Genomic DNA, 24,581 nt, shown 5'->3' with positions numbered 1-24,581 from the left:
AGGTTTCCCAAAATGGAATTGTTGCTAACCTTATTTGTAGTTAACTTTTAGCTGAAGCAGCACAGGTTAATGATTGCTGCACGTAGGTAGGAAATGGAGCCGCTATTAATTCAATTTTGCCATCAGCGTTACGGTACCAAGAAGTGGCTTCAACGAGAACCTTTGGTGATACATGCGTTTGGGGAGTGACATTGCCAGTTTTTCGGTAAGCAGATAAATCTCGCACATCGTCCCAGGTGCGATCGCTCGTTATTTGCTGATTGGGATTTTGCGGCACACCACCCCGTCCTGTTGCCACAAAGCGACTGCCTTGGTTTGTAGAACAACCAGTGGCTATTTGCTGCGATGGATTAGTTATATTCGCTGGGAGTTGCACTAAACCGGAATTTGGATCGATACCAATGGTATTGACTTGCACATTACCATTCACACCTAACTGGGAGCTTGCAGTAATATCATTGTCTGGTGTGAGTTGGTCACGAAATTTCAGACCAAAGATGCCTTGGGTAGTGATTTGAATATTACCACCACGACCTCGCACTGCATTAGCAATAATATCACTGTTATTTAATCCGACAATGATCGGTGCATTGATGGTGATATTACCCCCATTACCATTACCGCCAGCTGTTGAGGTAATCAGGCTATTGCCTCGTAGAAACAACAGGTTTTTGGTTTGTAAAGTAATATTGCCACCATTACCGGATTCTGTTTGGGCCTGGATAAAGCCTTTATTCTTTAATTGGATAGTATCTGCATTGATGTTAATATTGCCACCATTTCCACTGCCTTGATTGGTAACACTGACTGTCCCGCCATCCGTCAGCGTTAAGTTCGGTGTGGTAATGCTCACAGTACCTGCATTAGCTGTTAGCATATCTGGCAAACCGAATCGCTGCCGCAATGACGGATCGAGTCGGATGCTGGACGCATTAATGCTGCTATTATTTGTCTGACTTTGACCACTGATTGCGATCGATTCGGTAGCGTTGATGTTCAAATCTCCCCCATTACCTGCAAAAAATGCGGTGGCGGCAACTACTCCCCCATCCAGAATTTGCAATTTGGCAGTATCTAGTGTCAAGGTTTTGGTATTTCCGGTTGCAAATGCAATTGAGCTAATGTTGCTGTAAACTGCGGAGGGGCTTTCTCCCGTCACCGTGGTGTTGGTGTTGCGAATCGTCACTTTACCGCCAGAGCCACTGCCAAAGGTAGCCGAAGACAGTGAGGCACCGCTAGACACCAGTAGACTATTACCATTGACAAAAACATTACCAGCGTTCCCAGTGCCTAGCGTGGTAGTGTTAATGTTGGAAGCAACACCGGGATTAATGGGTGAGAAGCCAGATATATCAATCGCCATTGCCTCGATCTGGATATTGCCACTGGGACCCACTCCGAATGTTAAGTTATTTAATGCCGCTCCCTGCTTGAGGGTCAGCCTGGGAGTAATGACGCTGATGTTCCCACTAGCTCCAATGCCAAAGGCTTCATTACGCACCCCGCCTTTAATCTTAGCATCGGGTGTTGTACCAATCAGATCAATTGCCTCCGTAGCCTGAAAGCGAATGTCACCACCAGGGAGATTGCCGAAATTCTGCGCCAGCACTAGAGAGCCATCGGTGAATTGAATTTGCTGACCCTGAACTTGCACAGAACCTGCATTCACCCCGCTGATATCTAATAGCGATCGCTGTGCCAGATGAATATCGCCAAAGCGTTGCACATTTCCATACCCCAACGTATAGCCCTGTGCGCTTGGCATCAAGCTGACCAGCCCTGTGCTACCCACACTGCCCAATTCTACTCGCCCTTGTTCGGCTCTCAGAGTTGCCCCATTCAAATCTAGGTTCCCACCCACCAAGGCTAGGGTTTTTCCAGGCTGTACCGACAGTTCTGTAGAACTGGGAATCCGAGTGATGGGAAGCAGAGCCAATGCATTGGTCGTGGTCAAGGAGTGTCCTGTACCTTGAACCGTTATTGGTGCAGGATTGCTGCCCAGTTGCAGACCAACGGGAACATTGATACTCAACAACGGGGCGGCTTGAGAACCAATTGCGCTAAACTCAGCACCATCGCTAAATTTAATGCTGTTGGCAGTTGTCCCAATAAACGAGCCGCCAATATTCAATTGAGCATTTGCGCCGAAAATAATTCCACTGGGATTGAACAGAAACAGACTGACGGGATTACTGCTATTAATCGTTTTAATTACGCCATCAATCTGGGAAATACTACCCCCAGTTACACGACTGAAAATGGTGGAGATATTGGGCGTGTTGATTAAATTAAAAGTGGCTGAACCACCGGTAGGAACAGAAAACTCACGAAAGCTGTGAAACAGATTACTACCTGCGGCACTACCGTTAGTGATGGTGAAGTTATTACCACTTTGGGAGACGATGGTGTTCAGGGTGGCGTCGGGAGTCACCTGGGCATTGGCAAAGCCGCTCCCGAGGAGCATCCCAGCTGTCAATATTCCATTTACCAAACCCAAAGCAACAGAGGTCGTTTGCATTGTCCAGTTTCTATTTATACTTAATAAGTAGGGTTCCCTAAATTGCTCTTAACATTCACCAAAACAGTGCCGAGCAATGAGTGCTTCTTCAGGACTGATAACTCTCTCAGCACCCAGCACTACTGAAGTAGCTTGTTGGATTAAAACGGTGAATAACCTATTGAGAAGTACAACCCATTTTCCTGGAGCGATCGCTTGTCACCTTCGACTGATGTCAAAGGAATGCCCCAATCCAGACGGACTGAGAAATTATTGCCCTGTTTCCACAACAGCCCTAACCCGGTACCAACCAACAGACTCGGCGATGGATTTTCGCCCTTGACATTCCAGCCTTTGCCCACGTCAATGAAGGGTGTCAGTTGCAGCACTCCGCCAATCTTGGGAGCACGAATAATGGGCAACCGGAATTCAGCCGACAACAACATGCCATTATCTGTAATTAATGCGTCTTGGCGATAGCCCCGTACACTTAGCTGTCCACCAAGGCCAAATTGCTCCAAGGGCACTAATGAATCTGCTGCTAGTTGGAAATCGCCCCTAGCTAAAAATAGAGTGTCCGGTGCTAACTGTCGCACCCACTGCGCCTGTCCCCGCCAAGCGAAAAAGCGGCTATCTGGTTCATCCTGACTGACATTCGCATCGAACCAATCTACGCCAAAGCTAAATTGCGATCGCGCAGCAAATACATACTGGTTACTTCGCTGGGTATATTCTTGAAAAAAGCGCAGGGCAGAAATATTGGTTTTTCCGTTCGCATCCGCACCGGGTGACAATTTATATGGCCCAATATTATCAATACCCAACTCAGTTTGGCTTTCCTGACGTGAGAATGACAGCCCGATCGCCAACTCTTGGGTTGGCTTTTGCACCAATGGTTGGCGATAGCCCAATTCGTAAGACCGGGTGTTTGACTGAATATCAAGGACGCTGAATGGTTTTTCAATAACGCGGTTCCATCCCTGGTTAAAACCAAAGAATACAGTGCCATTGCGGGCATTAATCGGCAGTGTGTAATTGAGATTGATTGTATTACTGCCATCGGTGTTGGCGTATCCGACGCTGAGGGTGTCGCCCAAGCCCAGTAAATTGGCTTCTTGCAAATCTATTCCCCGGCGAAAACTGCCCACACTCGGTGATCGCCCATTATCTAGGGTTACTGTTGGCTTAAAGGTATTAGCTTCTTCAACCTCGACAAGCAATACACTAGTTCCGGGATGCACACCCGTTTGCAACTCGGCTGACAGGTTTTGAATCTGCGGATCAAGGCGGAGTAGTTGTAGTTTTTCTAGTAAGTGCGGCACGTTCAAGGGTGTTTTGGCACCAAGTAGGATGCGATCGCGAATGTATTGGGTACGCAATCGCCTATTGCCGATAATCTTGATTTCTTGCAGACTACCTTCAATCACCTGAATTTTGATCACCCCAGCTTCTACTGTCTGCGGTACAATCAACGCCCCCGTGGTTACATAGCCATGATCAACATAGAGTTTCGTGATCGCATCTTTGACTTGCAACAGCTCGATAAATGTCAGTTCCCGCCCAACAAAAGGAGCTGTGATAGCAGTCAACTGTTCTGGTTTGAAAACTGTACTGCCAACTACTTCAATGCGATCAACCTGAAATCTGGCATTAGGATCATTCTGTCCCGAAATTGGTTGCTCTAGTAGTTTTGGAGGAGGAAGTAATTGATTATTATCTGATGGCGGCAATACATCCGACCGTAAGGGTCTAACAGGAACATCTTCTAACCGATACATCTGAGGAGCAGGAGTTTGGGCGTAGGCGTAGCCCGTCGTAGACATCACATCCTGATAGTTGCATAATACTCCTGCTAGAACAAACGTCAGAGATTTTAGCCTAACGAGAAAATTTAGAGATGTGCTTAGTGTTTGTGTCGGTCTGATGATAGCCATGCTTTATCCATATTTTATTAATTTCTTGCATTTGAAAAAGTGAATGTCAACTTTATAACTACATATAAAAAAAGTTAACGCCAGTTTTTAACCATGTGGTAAGTAAAGATAAATCTTTACCAACATAGTAGGAAGGCTCCAGATATTCACCGTTTACATCCTGCCTTCTCCACTTCATAAAGCACAACTATGAATAAAGCGTGTGCTTGTTATTACTTGAGTAAATTAAATTTTTTATACTTTTAAGTTTATATAATTTTGATTAAAAACTAGTTAAATTAATTTATGCAGGAATTATTTCTCAGTTATTTTACTTAAAACAAAGGTAAATTAATAGACTCTGTAAACACTGAAAAAATAAAAATAACAGCAGTAATTCAATTAATAAAGTTAAAAATAGCACTGAAAGCTCTCAAAAATAATACGTATAATTGTTTAAAAGAGTTAATATTACTTTGTCAGGCTTTGAGATAAGATTATTTTTGTTATAAATATTTATACTTAGACAAAAAGTAATAACAAGTATTTAAATGTAATTTATACTGAGTTTGCCTAGTAAGAATAAATAATGCTTTTTAATATAATGCGTAGATTAAAGATAAATGTGAGTAGTGATTATCCCCGTAAATACTCGTATATAAATTTGTCGTTTGCCCTTGGCGTCTTCCATAGAGAAGAGGGGTGAAATGAGCAACCGTACAGAAAATTATGCTAATGCTGAAACACTTACTACACAGGTAATCTTAGGGTAACACTCTACCGGATACCTGTCTACTTTGTCTACTTTTGACTTTGCCAACAGCATCGATTGTTCATTTGACCCCATTTCCCACCACTATGACTTCAGATACCAAATCCATTTTTGCTCCCTTGGCTGACGAAGGGTCTGCCATCGACTGGAACGGACTGCTGACCGAAATCCTGGCCGCTTTCGACTGCTCTACAGGTACCATCCATACCCTCGATCAGGACAGCCAGTTGTTGCACCTAAAGGCTTACCAAGGCATTCCGGAATTCCTGTTGCCTAAAATGACGGTAATTCCTATCGGCAAAGGGATGGCCGGTGTCGCCGCTGAACGCAAGCGACCCGTACAGATTTGCAACCTGCAAACCGACGAATTGGGAGTGGCTAGACCCTCGGCAAAAGAAACCAAGGTAAAAGGCTCGATCACGGTGCCGCTTATGCTGAATGGCCGATTGCATGGTACCTTGGGCATTGCCAAGCCGATTTCCTACGAATTTACTCCGGAAGAGGAAGAGACACTGATGGAGATTGGAGAGGCCATTAGCGGGAAAATCGTTAGTTAACAGGAGTAGCTAAACGGATGCCTAATACCGCAAGGCGGAAGTCAAAATCAAAAATCAAAAGTCAAAAGTATTATGGAATGGGCTTTTTAGGGATTTTAAATGGTTGCTCTATTTCCGCCGTAGCGTACTAGTTTATTTTTTATTACCAAGAATCAAGTCAGATTCCTCTATTGATTAAACTGTAAGTAACAGTAAATGCAACTTATAGCAATCCGATTTGATTGCGTGAAAAAATCTAAGTATATGTAGGGGAGCCAGCCGTCTGGGCGGGTTTCCCGACTTGAGCGGACTGGCGTTGTGTTATCGCCCTTGAGTACGGCACCTAGAATCAGAGGTGGTGCGTTAGCCAAAGGCTAACGCACCCTACGTATATTTCAAAAATCAAATATCAGTCCTATAGTATGACCTAGTTAATTACTAATTACTTATTTTATTTGGATCGCTAAATTGAGTTAGCAGCCAAGCTCCTCCAGAGCATATCAACAATAAAGGTGTTAACCAATCATCCCAACGCACATATAAAGTTTGTGTCTGTCGGCGATAAATTGTATCAGCATGAGTTTCGTAGGTATTATATCCAGATATCCACAAGGTTCTACCGTGAGGATCTACAAAGGCTGAATATCCTGTATTTGTTGCCCGTGCTGACCATCTATCAGTTTCAATTGCCCGCATGATATCCTGTGCATGGTGCTGGAATGGCATGGATGCAGTGTAATGGGCATCGTTAGAAGAACTGAGGATAAATTGCCCACCCGCAGCAGCTTGACGGCGAAATTGTTCACCAAAAGCAGATTCATAACATATACTAGCGATCGCCCGACCAAAAGGAGTGTCAAATACCTGATTTGCCGAACCCGGAACTTGGTGTGCATCCAAAGGTGATAAGCGTTGGATTATCCCCCCTAAAATTCCTTCAAAGGGAATATATTCTCCCAAAGGCACTAGTTTGGCTTTATCGTAGCGGCTGACAATTTCACCCTTACTGTTGAAAGTAAACAAGCTAATTGTATAACTGTCTCCCCGTTCGCCAAAAGCCCCAATCCAAGCAACTACCCCTTTTTTCTTCACTGCTGCGACTAAGGCAGTTTCCATCAAGTTGCGCTGGAAAATAGGTAAGGCTCCTTCTGGGGTGAGGACTGCATCTACACCTTGGTCTGCTAAAGTTAGATATCCATTGGTGTAATTTTCTTGGGCGCGACGAAACCCTTCAGAACTTCGTAAAAGTCGGTTCGGGATATTACCCTGAACAATCCCCACTTTCAAGGCTGCTTCTAGGGGTTGGACGATAGGACGGCTATATAAGATAAAACCAATCAGGTGTAAGGTAATTAATAGTCCTGTGGCGATAAGCCAGTATTTATTAATTAACCGCAGAGGCGCAGAGGACACAGAGGAAATCTTGGCGGACTTGGCCTGTTGGCGGTTCGTCCATCCTTCAGCAATTAAGCCATTCACAGCAACTATTGCTGCTGTCACAGTATTAGGCCCAGAGAGTTGGCCCAGATGTAAAATCACGAGATTGTGCGGACTTTGGGTGTAAGCAAGGGAACTCCACCACAGAGGCCCAGCACTCCATAGACTTTCTAAGCCGCACCAGACGGCTGTACCAATTAATATACGTAGCCACGATTTTTGTCCACCCAGGCGAACCATTACAGCTGCCCAAATAGTAACGAATACCCCTCCCAATACACTGATAAATCCCCAACAAAAAAGGGTAATTGCCAAACTTGGTAACCAAGGAACACCCAACCATGTCATCGGATGAATTCCCGTAATCCAAAATAAGGCGACACCGTGATAACCGATACCCCAGAGGAAAGCTGGAGGAAATTGGTTTTTGCTTTTGGCTGAAGTGACAACTAGCACCCATAAAGGGACTAGGGCAATCCAAGCCAATAACCATGCACCTACAGGGGCTACGGTTAGCCCCATTAAAATGCCGCTGGCTAAGGCAATCAAGTAAGGGAGTGAGGCGGTTAACCTCTCCCCCTGCTTTTTATTCTGCTTCTTCTGCATCGACAGCATCAGGTGGAACTATTGCCACTCCGGTAATGGCATCATCTTCGTCTAAACGCTGCACTCTGACTCCAGTTGCCGATCGCGATTGGATAGAAATCGCATTTACCGCTTGCCGGATGATAATACCGCGATTTGTCACCATCATGATTTCATCATCATCATTGTTGACAATGCGTAGGGTTGCCAACTTATCTTTGTTTTTGCGGTTTTTGAACTTGGTTGCCATTAAACCCTGACCGGCACGGTTTTGCAGGCGGAACTGGGCAACTGGTACGCGCTTACCATATCCTCCCATTGTAATTACCAACACCCAAGGGCCAACAATGCCATTGCTAGGCACTTCTGCGGACTCTTCATTAATTTCGGTAATTTCGATATCTTCTGTTTCGATTGTTTCGATATCTTCAATTTCGGTTTCTGTAACTATATCCAAAGTTTCAAGAATTGCTGCGGGGAGAATATCCATACCCACCAGTTCATCTTTATTTTTGAGTTTCATGGCTTTCACCCCACGAGTTGCTCTACTTAAAGGACGCAGTTGTTCGTGGTTGCACCGGAAGTTAATCGCCATCCCGTTACGAGAACCAATGATTACACTGTCCTCTACTTTAGCGCGTCGTACCCAGCGGAGTTGGTCGCCTTCTTCTAAGGAAATGGCAATCAAGCCATTGGCGCGAATGTGACTAAATGCTGCCAATTCAGTTTTCTTGATATTGCCGCCCTTAGTGAGCATGACCAGATATTCTTCGTTGCTAAACTCGTCAACAGGTACAATCGAGGTGATTTTTTCCTCTTTGGGAATGGGTAGCATTTGGACAATTGGTGTGCCGCGACTAGTACGCGAACTCACGGGAATTTGATAAGCTCTCAGGCAGTAAACGACACCACGCTCACTAAAGAATAAAATACTGTCGTGATCGCAGCAAGTCAAGAAATGCTCAACGGTATCATCATCTTTCACCTTGGCTGCGGCTTTACCTCTGGTAGCACGGCTTTGCGCTTCAAAGGTGTTAACTGGCATCCGTTTGATGTAGCCTTGCTCTGTAACCAAAATTATTGCTTTTTCATTGGCAATTAGGTCACGATCATCTAATTCCCCTTCCCCTGGTAAAATCACCGTGCGGCGGGGTGTGGCGAAGCTAGTTTTCAGTTGCCCGACTTCAGTTTCGATGATTTCCAGCACTCTCTCCCGGCGGGCCAAAATATCTTGTAAGTCGGTAATTTTCGCTTGTAATTCCTCGTGTTCCAGACGAATTTTGTCTGCTTCTAAGGCAGTCAACCGCCGTAATTGCATCTGCAAAATCGCATCTGCTTGCACTTCTGAGAGTCCGTAAGTTGTGATCAACTCACCTTTGGCTGTGGGCGCATCGGGGGCATGGCGAATCAAGACAATAATCGGATCTAACTGGGACAGGGCAATCAATAACCCTTGGAGGAGATGATCGCGTTCTTCGGCTTTCCGTAGTTCGTAACGGGTGCGTCTGGCAATGGATTCGATGCGGAAATCCAAGAAGACGCTTAAGAACTGCTTGAGGGTGAGTACTTGAGGTTCGCTATTAACCAACGCCAGCATGTTCGCCCCAAAGTTAGCTTGTAGCGGTGTTTGCTTGTAGAGGTTGTTCAGCACGACACGGGGATAAGCATCACGCTTGAGTTCGATCACAATTCGCATCCCGTCGCGATCGCTTTCATCGCGGATATCTGCAATGCCCTCTAGCCGCTTTTCGTTCACCATTTCGGCGATTTTTTCAATCAGCGCCGCTTTATTGGTTTGATAGGGCAATTCGGTGATGATAATTGCTTCTCTATCTGGGCGTCCCCGCTGTTCAACGGTTTCAATGTTAGCTACACCACGCATGGTGATGGAACCACGCCCAGTAGTGTAAGCTTCTCGAATAGCAGACGTCCCCAAAATCTGCGCCCCAGTCGGAAAGTCTGGGCCGTGGACATACTGCATTAATTCGAGATCGGTGATTTCTGGATTGTGGATTACAGCCACCAAAGCATCAATCAATTCGCCCAAATTGTGCGGCGGAATGTTGGTTGCCATGCCCACGGCAATCCCAGAGGAACCGTTGAGCAACAACTGGGGAATCCGCGCCGGTAGCACTGTTGGTTCTTGCTGGGAACCGTCGAAGTTATCGGCAAAATCTACAGTTTCTAATTCGATGTCGTGCAGTAGACCGGCACTAGTTAAAGCTTGCAAACGGCATTCTGTGTATCGCATTGCCGCCGGCGGATCGTTGTCTACCGAACCAAAGTTACCATGTCCGTTAACTAAGGGCGATCGCATGGAAAAATCCTGCGCCATCCGCACCAAGGCATCATACACTGCTGTGTCGCCGTGGGGGTGATATTTACCCAACACTTCCCCCACTACACGGGCGCATTTCTTAAACGGGCGATCGTGGAGCAGACCTAGCTCGTGCATTGCGTAGAGAATGCGACGATGCACAGGTTTTAGACCATCCCTGGCATCTGGCAACGCCCGACCCACTATCACGCTCATGGCGTATTCCAGATAAGACTGCGACATTTCGGTTCGCAAGTCTATCGGGATAATCCTCTCCTGTGAGGTTGTCATAACCTAAAAATCTCCAAAAATCGTAGATTTTAGCTTTTTTATTCAATAAAGCGCAAAATTATTCTAAATTGCTCTTGAATAATTGCCAGAATTTGATACAATCTTAGCATATATAATGCCTTTTTTTGCCTGAATAACTAACCCAAATATCTAGTTAGCAAAGGGTATAATAAATTACAATATAGAGGCTCTTGGCTAGTTAAAGGGTTTATAAGCTCTTACTTTTATAACCGTTATTTACCAAAAATTCTGAGGATCTGATGACTTTTCAACAACTAGAAATAGGTGATTACTTTCGGATACCTGGTATGAGTGACCGTTGCGTATATAGAAAGGCTAACAGTTCACATTGCAGCCTAAACGCTTTATTACAGCCAATCCGAGCAAAAATAAAAGTTACACCGCTTATTTTTGGAGAGATTACTAACTATTTTGCGCTCAAGCAAGAATTCCTTCAAAGTCTGAGGCGATAAAGGTTTTACGTTTTTCTTAACACTCAAGCACACGTTTATCTTGGGCTGTTTTGGTAAAAGTTAGACGTACCTTTATTTTTGGCAAAGGTATTAACTCGACTTTACACTAAAGGTGAGCGATCGCGTACATCTCGAACTCTTGAATAATCTGCATTGTTTCGATGCTGACGGTGCAAACTCTTTGTAGTAAATCTATTACCTGTTCTTTGTAATCTGCAAAGCGGTAGGTATTGAATTTTTCAGCAATAGTTGGATCTTTAGGTTTCTTTTCTTTATATTGATCTAAAATCCATTCTAAAGCACAACGGTTGCCAAGGCGATATTCCCAAGCAATTTTGGGTACACCTTCTAGAGTTGTGACATCATCTAAAATAATGGTTCCATTAGCTGTATCGGCTTTAAGTTTTGCTTTTGGTGTTCTATTGTTATTTTTAGCCAAAGGCAAATCAATTTGTTTTAAAGGATAGGGTTCGACAGTTTCATAATTGATGTGCAAATCCATCAACTTTTTACCCCAGTTAACCCATTGGTGAAAGTCTTCGTAGAAGGGTATGCGGGGAAATTTTCGTTTCAAATTAAGTTCGTATTTTGTGCGATAAGTGGGATTGTGCAAGACGGCGTAGGTGTAGTGGAAAATATCTAATTTGGTAATTGTCGAGTTGCTGTAATGGGTTTGGAATTGGGATAATCCCCAGTCGGTGATATTGTCGATGCGGTTCCCGCCTTTGTCGTAGCGGTAGAGGGGAAGACATTGCACCATATCTAATGAATAAATAGCATAGTCAGGCAAAATTTTTGAAGCTATAGCTGCAAAATCTAATCTACTTCCAGCAGTAAACAAAATTGCTTTATTATCAACATTTTGACCGAATATTTGGTTTTGCTGATATTGTATTTCATTTAAATTCTTATTAAAATAAAGTTTTCTTCTTACAAATGGTCTGTATAAAGCATCTATAAAACAACTTTGTTTAAAGCTATATTTTTCACCTTTTATCAAATCTTTCTTAACTGCTCTGCTCCACTTAATACCGGAATCAATAGAGACAGTTGTATACTGATTTATTTTTCCGTAATATTTATCAACATCTTGATTATAAACCTGAATTAAATATTGTATTTTTCTCTCCAGATTTTCAAAGGAATCATCATAAACCCATTCATCTCTTGCAGTAACGACACCCAAGGAAAACAACTTAAAAACTGCATACTCATCTTTGTTGCTTTTAACAAGTTTAGTTTCCTTGTTAGCTAATAGTAGCAAGCTCTCAAAATCATTATCAGTAAGGTTTATCCAGTTATTGCTTTTATCTGGTGTAATGTGTTCAAAATTAATCTGAGATAACTTAGTTTCTGCCAGAAACCGTAGCTTATCCTCTGCTGTTTCAAATTCTGATCTATGGGTTAAAAAAATTTTGCACGATCCTCTACTGCTTTCCTTTTTCTTTACCATAAAGCTAATAGCAACGCCAGCTTGAATACCAAAAATATTATGCTTAGTACCTGATATTTTAGGATTAGCTCTTACATCCCCACCTAAATCAATAATATAAATCTCACTGAATTCATCATCAACAACTTTTCTAAATCCGTCAAATGTCCTTGCATTGATAAAAGAGGAGTTGGTAATAAAAGCTAAAATACCGTTGTCATTTAACTTGTTTGTTGCCCAGCGAAAGAAACGGGCATACATATCATAAACTTTGGTTTTCTGGGCAGTACTGTATTTGACGTAACTATCCTTAATTAACTTGTCTATTTCTGGATAGAGGCGATTTTTATTATTATCGTTTTCATTTGCTTGATTTGCATTGTAAGGTGGATTACCAAGAATCACTGATATTTTACTTTCATTCTGCCGTTTAATTCTTTCTGTATTTTCTACACTCAGTGAAAGCAAATTCATTTGTTTACCTTCAAAAGATGTATGCTCTAGTGTATCGACAAAACAGATATTTTTAAACTCTTCATATACACCCATTTTTTGCTTATAGGTGTATTCAATATTTAAGTTGGCGATGTAATAAGGCAAAATCGCTACTTCATTACAGTGAATTTCGTGCTTATATTTATATTCCAGACTATTTTTAGGTAAATAATCAATCAGTTCAGTAATAAACGTCCCAGTTCCTGTAGTCGGATCTAAAATTTCTACGTTTTTATCAGCTAATAGCTTACCAAAATTTTTATTAACTAAATAATCTACACTTTCAATCATGAAGCGCACAATTTCATTTGGTGTATAGACAATACCTAGCCTGTCAGCCGCTTTCGGATTATATGCTTTATAAAAATTTTCATAAAGCACTTTTAAAAATTTCTGCTTTTCATGATGATTGTAAATATTCGCAGCAGTTCTTCTAATAACACCATAGTAACGCTCAATAGTACCAAGAGTATTCTTTTTAGTGCTACCTGTAAAAAATGTATCGATGATAGTTTTTAATTCACGAGCAATATTATTTTCTCGATGAAACTGAGATTCATTAAAGATGCTAATAAAGATATCTTCAGTTAAAATATGCTGAATAATCATTTCTCTAATATCCAGCAAAGTAACTTCAGGATTAATAGATTCTTTGCAAATAACCCAAAATTTATCTCTAGCTGTTTGAAAAGCTGCGTTTGTTTCGATTTGACTATCAATTAAGTCACGCAAAGCATTTAAAACAGTCGGTAAGTCTTCCTTAAAAGTTTCAATTGCCTCACGAAAATCTTTAACTTCCGGGCGAACATAATTTATAAAATATGTAATTATTCCATCCAGCGCGTCAGCATCTTTCATCGGGACGCGCATGGTTTCTTGTCCACCCTGAATTAAAACTGCTGTTTGCGAATCTTCAAACAGAATGTTACTATCTGGGTAGCCTTTTATGAGCTTTTTCTCAATTTCTTGGTCTAAATTGTCATATTCATCTTTACTTTCCCAGTAGCCCCAATCCAAACGCAAAGCATCTTTAACAGTGCCATCTGGATAAACAAGTTTGCCGCTAGGTGTTTTGTAATCTAGTTCGGGAATAAGTCTAAACTCTCTAGGTTTGCAATATTCATTGACTAAGTTTTGAAATGCAACCCGAATCGATGTTTCTTTACGTGAACCGCCATATTGGATAATTTTTTCTACTTCTGTATGATATTGACTAACCAGAAGTTTGGACATACTTTATCAAAATTTTATAAATTTCAAGTATGTCCAAACTAGCTTTAATTATTAGTAACTAACATCGTGAACTCCACAACTAAAACATGAAGATTGAATAAATTAAAACTAAATACTCCGTAAAAAGACGTGAATTTCTAAATAACATCACGTTTTTACAAAGGTTATGACAAACGCAGCCTAGTAAAGATGTAAAATATACTGCTGTTTAGTTTTAATCTACAAAATATAATACATTAAGTTAAGTAATAATACGTAAGCTTAATTTTTTTCTCTCTTTTTCTGTGCCCTCTGCGGTTCGACTCCTAAAAACGATCGCAAACTGGTGCGTCACACTACGTTAACGCACCCTACCAATTACCTACTCGTCAATTTGACCAACGCGGCGGATATTCAAAATATCGCTCATGTCTTTTAGTGTCTTCTAAGCTGTCGTGCGTATAACTTGCACTTTTTATAGTCTGAAACCCTTGTTGCAACGAGAACACTCTCAAAAATTAAAGACGCGACATTATGAAGCCACATTTAATAATTTATCATAAATTAAAGGGTTTAAGACCCCAACCATAAACGTAGCTCGGTTTCAGTTGGGGTTTAAATCCCCGTCTGAAAATGTCTAAAATGTTTGAATTTTGAATGCGTGAATTTTGAATTGTTAATGATATGTGCCTTGTTTTTTCCAAATATAATTTTATAAATCTTACCTAAAGCAGATGCGTATATTCCTTTTTGCCCATCTTTAATCGAGTGTGTTTTAGTATAATTATGAATATTTTGTTCGTTTTTTTCAATCCAATCCCCAATTGCTGCTCTAATGTGACACCACAGGATATTTTAACGTAAAGGAGAGCAAATTTTGGCAGCAGTCCGAGTCCGCCAGCATGTTAATCCACTTGGTAAAAAGTATCAAACACCAGCAAGTCCCCAAGACTTGGAAAAAATTTATGCAAAGCCAAATCAACCACTACATTTAGATATTGGCTGCGCTAAGGGACAGTTTTTGATTAATATGGCCAAGATAGAACCAAACTGGAATTATCTAGGCTTAGAAATTCGGGAACCACTGGTGGGGGAGGCGAATAAGTTGCGTTTTCAGTTAGGTTTAACAAATCTGCATTACTTGTTTTGCAATGTGAATAACTCACTGCACTCACTTTTATCTTCCCTCCCTCCAGGAAGTTTACAACGTGTTACAATTCAATTCCCCGATCCTTGGTTTAAAACCCGCCATGCTAAACGTCGTGTAGTCCAACCAGAATTAGTGGCAGACTTAGCCAGTTATCTTGCGGTTGGTTCGGTTGTATTTCTGCAATCAGATATGGAATTTGTCGCTGTGGAAATGCGCGATCGCTTTGCTGCTCACCCAGCTTATCAGAAAATGGGTGCTGGAGAATGGCTAGCCCAAAACCCACTCCCAGTCCCCACAGAACGGGAAACAAGCGTCCTATCGCGGGGTGAACCTGTTTATCGGGCTTTATTTGTCAGGGGAGAAATTGTGAATGAGGAGTAGTAACAGCGCGATAATGTAGCACTACAAATGCCAAGTTTGACTTGGTTTTGTAAAGATTGCATGATGGAGGCAAAAGGCACAAATGCAAACAACATCAGCTTTTTGTAGCTTTTTATTACTAACCCTTGTTAGTTATCGAGATTTGCTTATCGTTATCAAAGACTTTAAGGCTGTTGAAGGTGACAAAATCCAGATTTCTGAAGCAGGGTTTGGTGCTACTTCCATCAGCGACTTCAGTTATGATCCCCTAAATGGTTCTTTGTTCTTCCAAGAATCTAGATTCGCCGTCATTCAAAATAAGCCTATTGGTTTCCAAGCTAATCTAGACATTCAACTGGTTTAAAAATCAATAGCACTAAAATAAAGCATTTGGTGTAACTTTCAGAGATATTCGGTAGGGGAGGAATTGGATGGCAATTGAGCAATATTTTTTGCCAATTTAGCCAGAACTGAATTATTTTCTTTACTCCTTCAGCTTCCCCAATTTCCCCTCCCCTCCTTTTCGACCAGTCAAAGCTCTTTGGGGAAAAACTTTTTGGTTTACTGTTAATCTTATCGCGGGAAGGGATTAGGTGTTAGGAGTTATTATTCTTCCCATGCCTTATGCCCCATACCCTGTTTAGCCAATGCCCCTTTAATTAAATCCAAGAATTGAACCACATTCGCAGCTTATAACCGTTATGGGAGAGAGGTAAACCCAAATAAACGGGCATCCAGAAAATAAAAGCAACTAGAATGATAAAAGTAATAGTGACACCTATCGCCCGGAGTTGTTGATAATAACTGCGAAGACACTGATCAACAAACCAAGCGATCGCTAAAAATACAAACACTACTGCACACATATAGTGGTAGATAAAAACGCACCTCGTCACCTTCACCCAAGGTAATAAGTTAGCAGCATAATTTATAACTAAATACAAGGCAATCCAAGTATCAACACTAAGAGTTGCAGGCACAGAAAAACGCTTTTCCTTCACCCAAAAAATCACTAATTGTGATACCAGCATCCCTACTAAAAACAATATGGCAGCGACACCAAACCACCATAAAAATGGATTGCCCATTGCATGGACATCATAAATAACTTGTCCAGCACCGGCAGGTAAAGGCGGCCCCATCACAGGTAATGGTTCAGTGATACTTTCAGCCGTTTGATAATAATATGCCATTGGTCGAGTCATCAAAGGCCATTTGTACCAGGCAGCACAGTAAGGATGCACGTTAGGACTATTGCCACCTAAATGTAAGTGAAACTTCAAAATTTGCTGATGTACTGCAATGAATCCATATGTTTTATCTAGTTGAAGGTGGGGAATCCAGATGATGCTGTAGATAAAAGCTGGGATAATTCCTAGATAAAATAGCATCTGGAAAATATTTAGCTGAGTCAAGTTTTGTAATGGTGTCTGAGATGAGGAAGAATAAGTACTAACTTCTGCTTCCTGACTCCTGCCTTCTGCCTCCTTCAATGAGAGGGATCTAAAAAAGAGTTTGGAGTTAAGAAAAGAATGCATTCCCCGAATTACCCAAGCTGCTATCCAAATGAGATAAGCACCTGACAAAAACCATAAACCATTCCACTTAGTACCGACTGACGCACCAAAAGTAATACCAGCAAAAACTAACCAAAATGAACGTCGCCGATTTTGGTTATCTAATGCCAATAATAAAAACCAGTGCCCTAACAAACCAAAGATGACGATATAAATATTACTTAAAGCGTAGCGAGACTCAACTAGAAAGATACCATCACAAGCTGTGAACAAACCTGCTAGGATTGCAAAGCTACGACGATAACTCAATTGATAAGCGATCGCAGCCACAACTAAAGGGATAAATGAGCCTGTGAGGGCATTGAACCACCGATAAGTCCAAGGCGATCGCATTGAACCTGTCAGCCCATTCACAGTATCGTGCCAAAAAGGAATGTGACTGCCAATCCAAATGCCGATGCCAATCAGATATTGACTTAGCGGCGGATGGGCATTAAAAAATGGCGTATGCGTGAGATAATTATTACCGAATTTCGCAAAGTAAACTTCATCAAACACCAGAGTGTTAAATCTCTCCAGTCCCCAAAATCGTAAGGCAACTGAGAGAATAAATATACTTACCATGCCAATTCGGAACCACTTTTTATTCATTAGTCAAAAGTCAACAATTAAGAATTTTCCCCTGCTCCCCCTGCTTCTCTTCTCTCATAGGTAGTTTTTTGAGATTAGGCTATTAATTAGACAGAAATCATATCACTCCTGCTGGTTTTATTAGTAATAACTGGCAACCATTGTAATGACGAGAGATGATTAATCGAAGGCTTTGAGCATTAGTTAAAGGCATTGAGGTTAACAGTATATTCCTCAGTGGGTATCAACTGCCAGTTAGAATTGCCATCTAGCTCTAATACGTACTCATGGTACTGTAATAAGCTAGGGCGGTGCCCGACGCTGATTAATGTAGTTTGTTTAGCTTTGAGTTGTTGATAAAGGTTCTTTTCATTAGCAAGATCCAGCGCACTTGTAGCTTCATCTAGGATGACATAACTTGGTGTATTCAGTAGAAGTCGCGCAAAAGCAAGGCGCTGTTGCTCTCCCAATGAGAGTACATTTGCCCAATCTAGCTCTATGTCAAAACCTCCAAGTCGTTCTGGTAAATCTGCTAAGTTTACCTGTGCTAAGACATGGCACATCTTGGTTTCACTGATATCACTATTGGTGTTGGGATAGAGCAACTGACTTCGCAAAGAACCCAATACCATATATGGACGTTGCGGTAAAAACATCATTTCCGAGAGCGGAGGACGAATAATTTGACCAGTACCCGCATTCCATAATCCAGCGATCGCTCTTAATAAAGAACTCTTACCACTACCACTGTTACCGACAATTACCAAACCCTCTCCCGGCTGCAAGCTTAATGGTAAATCCCTAACCAAGGTGCGTTGATAGTTGGGAGTCAGCAAGGTGACATGACGTAATGCTAGCTGCGAATCTTCTGTCATGGCGATAGTTGTCATTTCTGGGGACTTTGGGGATGGCTTTTCCAAGGCATCAGCTAGGCCACCCATCCGCTCAACTCCTGCTGCAAAAGCTGTCAGACTTTCAAACTGGTTGACTACAACAGACAAGGCGCTGAAAATTTGTTGGAAGGCGATCGCTGTTTGAGTGAATGTCCCAAATTCAGTTTTGCCTGCAAAGTAGATAGGTGCGATTACCAGGTAGGGTAGAGCTGCAACAAAGTAACTATAGCTTTGAGTAAAGAAACCTAAATTTCGCTGCCAGCTAATCAACAAATCAAAGTTGCAGATTGCTCGCAGTAAACGATCTTTTAGCTGAACTGTCTCCTCTGCTTCACCTTGGTAAAAAGCGATGGATTCTGCATTATCACGAACATGAACCAGACTATAACGAAAGTCAGCCTCTCGTTTAAGCTGATTGAAGTTAATTCCAATTAATCGTTGACCAACCCAGGCAGTGATAATCGTCCCAACAATTGCATATGTCACAAGGGCAATTGATAAGGAAACTGAGATGGATAATAAAACTCCAGTGAATGAAATTAAAGTGACAATTGATGTCAGAATCAGCAGTGAAAATGACAGGCTAGTGCGGGTAAATGCCCTGATGTCTTCAGAAATTCGTTGGTCTGGGTTATCAATTTTATCATTAAAATTAATCCGATAATAAGCACGATTTTGGAAATATTTATCCAAAAAGTGATTTGTTAACCACTCCCGCCATTGCAATCCCAACTTGTCTTGGATATAGCCAAACATCACAATTATCGGAGTTGCAATCACTAAAAGGCCAGCATAAATAGCGATGAATTTCCAAAAGTTGGTCGCATCTCGACTTTGAGGAAAATTTGCCAATGAAGTATTAATATTTCGGAAAATAAAGCTAATACTGACATTAATGGCATTTACCGCTAATGCCAGCACTAGCAATAGTAGTAGTAGTCCTCTAGCTTTCCACTTTTGCTCAGAAAACCAGTAAGGTTTAGCAACTTCCACAAATTGCTGCCATAGCTGAGGATCGAATTGTTTCGGCTTAGTGGTCGTTGTACTCATTGCGAATAACGGGGGAAGTTTTCACTCTTTATAGAAGTATACTGGCGATTAAACTGACTCAACACCCTCGACTTTTGCCACTTCCAACATCGTCTTTAAAACCGAATCTGGATTCAGACTGATTGAGTCAATTCCTTGTTCCACCAAAAACTGAGCAAATTCTGGGTAATCGCTGGGTGCTTGCCCACAAATGCCGATTTTGCAGTTATATTTTTTTGCAGCTTTTATAGCCATTTTCACCATTTGCTTGACAGCAGGACTGCGCTCATCAAACAACCTCGCCACTAACGCTGAATCCCTGTCTATCCCCAGTGTCAGCTGAGTTAAATCATTGGAACCAATCGAGAAGCCATCAAATACCTCAGCAAAGTCCTCAGCCAGAATAACATTACTGGGCAACTCACACATCACATAAACCTGCAAGTCGTTAACACCCTGCTTTAAACCATTTTTTGCCATCTCTGCCAAAACCAAACGCCCTTCATCGGGAGTACGACAAAAGGGAATCATGGGGATAACATTCGTTAAACCCATTTCTTCCCTTACCCGCTTGATGGCATGACATTCTAGGGCAAAAGCTTCCCTGTAACCTTGATCATAGTAACGTGCCGCCCCCCGCCAACCCAGCATTGGATTTTCTTCGTGGGGTTCAAACTGTCGCCCACCTAACAAATTGGCATATTCATTACTTTTGAAATCTGAGGTTCGGACAATCACTGGTTTGGGATAAAATGCCGCCGCAATTCTACCTATACCTTGGGCTAATTTATCAACAAAATACTGGGATTTTTCGTCGTAAAGTGCAGTAATTTCAGCAATTTTAGCTTTGACAAATTCATCTTTTAATAAGTCATAGTGAATCAACGCCATTGGATGAATTTGGATTTGGTTAGCGATGATAAATTCTGTCCGCGCTAAACCGACTCCATCGTTAGGAATTGCCGATAAACTTAATGCTTCTTGGGGATTACCAACATTCATTAAAATTTGAGTGCGGGTGCGGGGTAAGTTCTCTAAAGGAACTTCTTTCACTTCAAAAGGTAATAAGCCTGCATAAACTTTTCCTTCTTCCCCTTCAGCGCAAGAAATTGTTACCTCTTGACCAGGTTTCAAAATTTCTGTAGCATTGCCGCATCCCACGATCGCAGGTACACCCAATTCTCGCGCAATGATCGCTGCATGACATGTGCGGCCACCAGAATTGGTGACAATTGCACTGGCGCGTTTCATAATCGGTTCCCAATCGGGATCAGTTCTTTCTGTCACTAAAACTTCCCCAGGTTTGAACTGTTCGAGTTTCTGAACATCTAAAATTAGGCGTACTTTCCCTTGATTAATAGCTTCCCCAATCGCCCGTCCCGTAACAAGAGGGATTGGGGATTGGGAATCAGGGAGGGAAGATTTTTCCCCATTCCCTATTCCCCATTCCCTATCCCCCAATACCAACCGATAACTCCGCAACACATTTCCCGTCTTCTGCGACTGGACGGTTTCAGGACGCGCTTGCACAATAAAAAGTTGGTTAGTAATTCCATCTTTTGCCCACTCGATATCCATTGGAGTGAAAATGCCGTGGACATGGGAATAATGGTCTTCAATTAAACACGCCCAATTTGCTAGTTGTAAAATCTCTTCATCACTTAGGGCGAATTTGCCTCTTTCGCTGGTCGAAACAGAAACATTTTTCGTGAATTTTGAGCCGTCATCATAAATCATTTTCAGTTCTTTACTGCCCAATTTTTTATCGATAATTGGGCGGAAACCAGCTTTTAAAGTTGGTTTAAAAACATAGTATTCATCAGGATTTACAGACCCTTGAACAACATTTTCCCCTAAACCGTAGGCGGCTGTAATCAGTGCCGCATCCTTAAAACCGGTTTCTGTGTCAATGGAGAACATCACCCCAGAGGTTGCTAAGTCAGAGCGCACCATTTTTTGCACGCCCACAGCTAGAGCAATGCTAAAGTGGTCAAATCCCTTGGTGTGGCGATAAGAAATGGCGCGATCGGTAAATAGGGAAGCAAAGCATTTATGACAAGCTGCTAAAACTCCTTCAGCACCGACAACGTTAAGGTAAGTTTCCTGCTGTCCTGCAAAACTAGCATCGGGGAGGTCTTCGGCGGTGGCGCTGGAACGGACTGCAACATCTGTCTCTGCGTTGTATCGTTCACTAAGACTCTGATAAGCTTTAGCGATCGCATCTCGCAATTCTACAGGAAATGGGGTATGGATTAATAGCGATCGCGCTTTTTTCCCCCGTTCTCGTAAATTTTTCACATCCTCAACATCCAAGTCAGCAAAGAGTTGGCGTAACTTTGCTTCTAACCCTGCTGATTGGATGAAATGACGATAAGCATAAGCAGTTGTGGCGAATCCAGTGGGAACGTTAATACCTTTGGGCGTTAGCTGTTGAATCATTTCCCCCAGTGAGGCATTTTTACCACCAACTACAGGGATATCAGCAATACCAACTTCATCAAACCACAGAATTAGCGATCGCTCTTTTGCAGATACAGATAAAGTGCTTTTAGATACAGTAGTCATAAAAATTACCTTTTAAGTTTATACTCAATTTGATCAGTGCCTAACCACTAGTACCGCAAGGCGGAAGTCAAAAGTCAAAAGTCAAAAGTCAAAAGTATTACGGAATGGGTTTTTTAGGGATTTTAAATGGTTGCTCTATTTCCGCCGTGGTGTACTAGTATATTTTTCCTATCTTCAATTTTAGATTTTGCAGCCAGCGAGGTGATTTTGGATTGTGCAATTAAATTGCAAACTATAGTCTAGAAATAACAATTATTAGAGATAATGGCTATATCTGAATACCTGAAGCAATCCACAATGGTGCAACTAGAACGACTGCTGAAAATGGCAGAAGATGAGCTAACTGAGTACAGCACTGATGCCCGTAAAATTGAAAAACTGCGCCGTCAAATAGGTTTAACAGTATCAGCAACAGAACAGCAGCAAGTCAAAGAGGCATTACTTGCTACTATAAAATCTAATATAATTACCCAAGTTGTGGAAGAACAAAGGCAAGCAGTAGCTTTACCATTTTGGGGAATTGCTGGATTGGGTTTGTTGCTGGGAATTTCTTTAAATCAACCTATAGGCTTGTTAGCGTCTGTAGTGGGGACTGTATTAGCTTACAGAATTCAGAAATGGGGTTGGCAATTGCAGGCAAGGAGTCTATTGTTACAAACATTGGAAGAGAGCGAAATGCGTATTGCCCAACCCAATCAGTAACAAAATAGATCCACTTTCTAGAGAATATATTTATGTGTATTTGTAGTTTAATATACAAGCTAATTAACTAGTTACTTGATTGACACCTCGTAAGTACTTAATAATTCCTTTGGGATCACCATAGCAAAAAAATTAGATATAGGATTTGATTCAGGTATTTATGATGCTGGTTTGCGTGGAGGCGAGGTCTTCTTTGTACCACTCATATCATGTCCGGTAAAAGACTTATTATTTAGGCTGACGCAAAGACACGGGGACGCTCTTACGCAAAGAAATTTTAATTGATTTGTGATTAGCCGGACATGATATGGCGTTGCTGATTGAAAGTATGAATTAGTCTCACGCAAAGACGCAAAGAACCGTTGTTTAGTCATATCGAAAAATGCCAATTCATACTCTGATTCAGCAACGGACATGATATCATTCATATTGCTTAGGATCAGCAGTCTAACTTAGAGGAAGTCAGGATTAAGAACTTGTTCCATAGTAAAAGGACACTTAAGGGGAAAAGTTTCTATTGGCATTTGAGTCTCCTTGGCTGCGTCTCGACGGGCACGGCGATAATATTTCTCTATCCACTCCCAATCCTCAAGAAAGCGCTGCAAACTGGGAGTATCTTCCAAGCAATCTTGAATTTGGTTTCGGCTGTTAGAGATTGTGTTAACCCAACTTTTGGTTTTTCGCTCTGGTTGATATTGGCATTTGAGTAAGTGCATTAAAAGCACCTGCAAATAACTTCCAAGTTCCTTTTGTTCACTCCGACCCAAAGCCTCTAGTTCCTCTACCAAATGTTCAACGTCTAACTCAGCCCAGCGTCCTTTCTTCAGGCACTCAGCCTGTTGTTGTGTCCACAGTAGAAAGTCCTGATTGTAGAGTGTTGCTTTACTCATCAACAGTTACCTCCTCTGCTTTCAACGACATTTATCATATTTTCGCCCAATGCAGTGCTGTACTAGATATCTTACAAAAGTAATCTAGCAATTACTCCTCTGATCAGCATCGTCATCTTGCAAATTGCATCGGGCACAGCAACCGTTAATATCTGGGTTGAAGATAAATTCCTTTTTTAGTTGGGGTTCACCATATACTTGGTTAGGCGTGTACCCTAAATTATCGATCCAAGTTACAAATGGCTTTACGTATAGGTGATTTGCTGTCGATTTGTGTCCTTGGTTTTTATGAACAAGTGGAGTGAGCGAAGCAGGCAAATGAACAGCCTTGTCACCGAAGTAGTAGAAGTGCCGCGACATTAAAACACTGATACCGCCTAAATCTGTTTGTTGATTACTCTTGCCATGAACACTTGAACGCAATACTATTTGTTCTGCTTGGCTGTAATCGTAGATGCAATCGCCAACACGATACTCGAACTTCTCGCTCTCCCACTTTGGAATTTTGTGAGGACTATGAACTCGGCAAAACTCGTCGTATTCTTGCAATGTCATCTTGTCCGTTACCTGCATCGCATACACAACGTAATCAGCAATATTCCCAATTGGTGACTGTGTAGAACCAAGTCCTACAACCCAATCTCCAATGCTTGCTACTCGTCGGATAACAGGCTTGCAAATTGCGAGAGTGCAAACTTCCCAGAATGGGTTAGGAGCCGAGCCATCATCGTAACGTAGGCAGTAGGAGAAGAGTGTCATGAGTATAAAATTACTAAAGCAGCTAACTACTACATTAGTATGGCGCAGACTACGGTTTAGCACACTTATACTTGGGAGCATCCCAGTTTTTTGCAAAGAGGACGAAAATCAGTCAGGATAAGTAAG

14 protein-coding genes are annotated in these 24,581 nt (G+C 41.8%); 4 read left to right on the top strand and 10 right to left on the bottom strand.

Annotation, left to right across the window (positions count from 1 at the left end; all coding sequences use genetic code 11):
- Positions 1–40: 40 nt before the first annotated feature.
- The gene (locus Q0541_RS14385; protein WP_298911387.1) at positions 41–2,518 is read right to left on the bottom strand and encodes an S-layer family protein; all 2,478 of its coding nucleotides are present in this window, start codon (positions 2,516–2,518) and stop codon (positions 41–43) included.
- Between the two features lie 140 nt (positions 2,519–2,658).
- Positions 2,659–4,431, bottom strand: a complete 1,773-nt coding sequence (locus tag Q0541_RS14380) for a ShlB/FhaC/HecB family hemolysin secretion/activation protein (protein ID WP_298911385.1) — start codon at positions 4,429–4,431, stop codon at positions 2,659–2,661.
- A gap of 837 nt (positions 4,432–5,268) precedes the next feature.
- Between Q0541_RS14380 and Q0541_RS14375 the strand changes: the two genes are divergently transcribed.
- Positions 5,269–5,739, top strand: coding sequence for a GAF domain-containing protein (locus tag Q0541_RS14375; protein ID WP_298911382.1), 471 nt, complete (start codon positions 5,269–5,271; stop codon positions 5,737–5,739).
- Between the two features lie 417 nt (positions 5,740–6,156).
- Here the strand turns inward: Q0541_RS14375 and lnt are convergent, their stop codons facing one another.
- From lnt to Q0541_RS14355, 3 genes are all read right to left on the bottom strand, one after another.
- Entirely contained in the window at positions 6,157–7,761 is a 1,605-nt protein-coding gene (lnt, locus tag Q0541_RS14370) for an apolipoprotein N-acyltransferase (protein ID WP_298911380.1), read from the bottom strand.
- Positions 7,742–10,348 carry a DNA topoisomerase (ATP-hydrolyzing) subunit A gene (gene gyrA / locus Q0541_RS14365; RefSeq protein WP_298911378.1) on the bottom strand — a complete coding sequence of 869 codons (2,607 nt, stop codon included), beginning with the start codon at positions 10,346–10,348 and terminating at the stop codon, positions 7,742–7,744. The genes lnt and gyrA overlap by 20 nt, the downstream gene beginning before the upstream one ends.
- Before the next feature lie 579 nt (positions 10,349–10,927).
- Positions 10,928–13,981 carry a type ISP restriction/modification enzyme gene (locus tag Q0541_RS14355; RefSeq protein WP_298911374.1) on the bottom strand — a complete coding sequence of 1,018 codons (3,054 nt, stop codon included), beginning with the start codon at positions 13,979–13,981 and terminating at the stop codon, positions 10,928–10,930.
- 856 nt (positions 13,982–14,837) lie between these two features.
- Between Q0541_RS14355 and trmB the strand changes: the two genes are divergently transcribed.
- A complete protein-coding gene (trmB, locus tag Q0541_RS14350; RefSeq protein ID WP_298911373.1) occupies positions 14,838–15,491 on the top strand; it encodes a tRNA (guanosine(46)-N7)-methyltransferase TrmB in 654 nt (217 codons plus the stop codon).
- A gap of 82 nt (positions 15,492–15,573) precedes the next feature.
- Positions 15,574–15,834 carry a hypothetical protein gene (locus Q0541_RS14345; protein WP_298911372.1) on the top strand — a complete coding sequence of 87 codons (261 nt, stop codon included), beginning with the start codon at positions 15,574–15,576 and terminating at the stop codon, positions 15,832–15,834.
- 295 nt (positions 15,835–16,129) lie between these two features.
- Here the strand turns inward: Q0541_RS14345 and Q0541_RS14340 are convergent, their stop codons facing one another.
- The 3 genes from Q0541_RS14340 to ppsA form a co-directional block, all read right to left on the bottom strand.
- Entirely contained in the window at positions 16,130–17,638 is a 1,509-nt protein-coding gene (locus tag Q0541_RS14340; RefSeq protein ID WP_298911370.1) for a phospholipid carrier-dependent glycosyltransferase, read from the bottom strand.
- Between the two features lie 179 nt (positions 17,639–17,817).
- On the bottom strand, positions 17,818–19,560 hold the full coding sequence (locus Q0541_RS14335; protein ID WP_298911368.1) for an ABC transporter ATP-binding protein/permease: 1,743 nt from the start codon (positions 19,558–19,560) through the stop codon (positions 17,818–17,820).
- A 48-nt stretch (positions 19,561–19,608) separates the two neighbouring features.
- Positions 19,609–22,104 carry a phosphoenolpyruvate synthase gene (gene ppsA, locus Q0541_RS14330; RefSeq protein WP_298911366.1) on the bottom strand — a complete coding sequence of 832 codons (2,496 nt, stop codon included), beginning with the start codon at positions 22,102–22,104 and terminating at the stop codon, positions 19,609–19,611.
- 297 nt (positions 22,105–22,401) lie between these two features.
- On the opposite strand from ppsA, the gene Q0541_RS14325 reads away from it, so the two are divergent.
- Positions 22,402–22,806 (top strand): hypothetical protein, encoded by a 405-nt coding sequence (locus tag Q0541_RS14325; RefSeq protein ID WP_298911408.1) that lies wholly within the window; start codon positions 22,402–22,404, stop codon positions 22,804–22,806.
- Between the two features lie 452 nt (positions 22,807–23,258).
- Here the strand turns inward: Q0541_RS14325 and Q0541_RS14320 are convergent, their stop codons facing one another.
- Entirely contained in the window at positions 23,259–23,696 is a 438-nt protein-coding gene (locus tag Q0541_RS14320; protein WP_298911364.1) for a DUF29 domain-containing protein, read from the bottom strand.
- An 84-nt stretch (positions 23,697–23,780) separates the two neighbouring features.
- Entirely contained in the window at positions 23,781–24,455 is a 675-nt protein-coding gene (locus Q0541_RS14315; protein WP_298911362.1) for a hypothetical protein, read from the bottom strand.
- Positions 24,456–24,581 lie beyond the last annotated feature (126 nt).

The sequence above is a fragment of the uncultured Nostoc sp. genome (assembly GCF_937863485.1).
Taxonomy (GTDB): Bacteria; Cyanobacteriota; Cyanobacteriia; order Cyanobacteriales; family Nostocaceae; genus Nostoc.
Note: the sequence above shows the minus strand (reverse complement) of the source record. Positions and strands in the feature narration are given on the sequence as shown.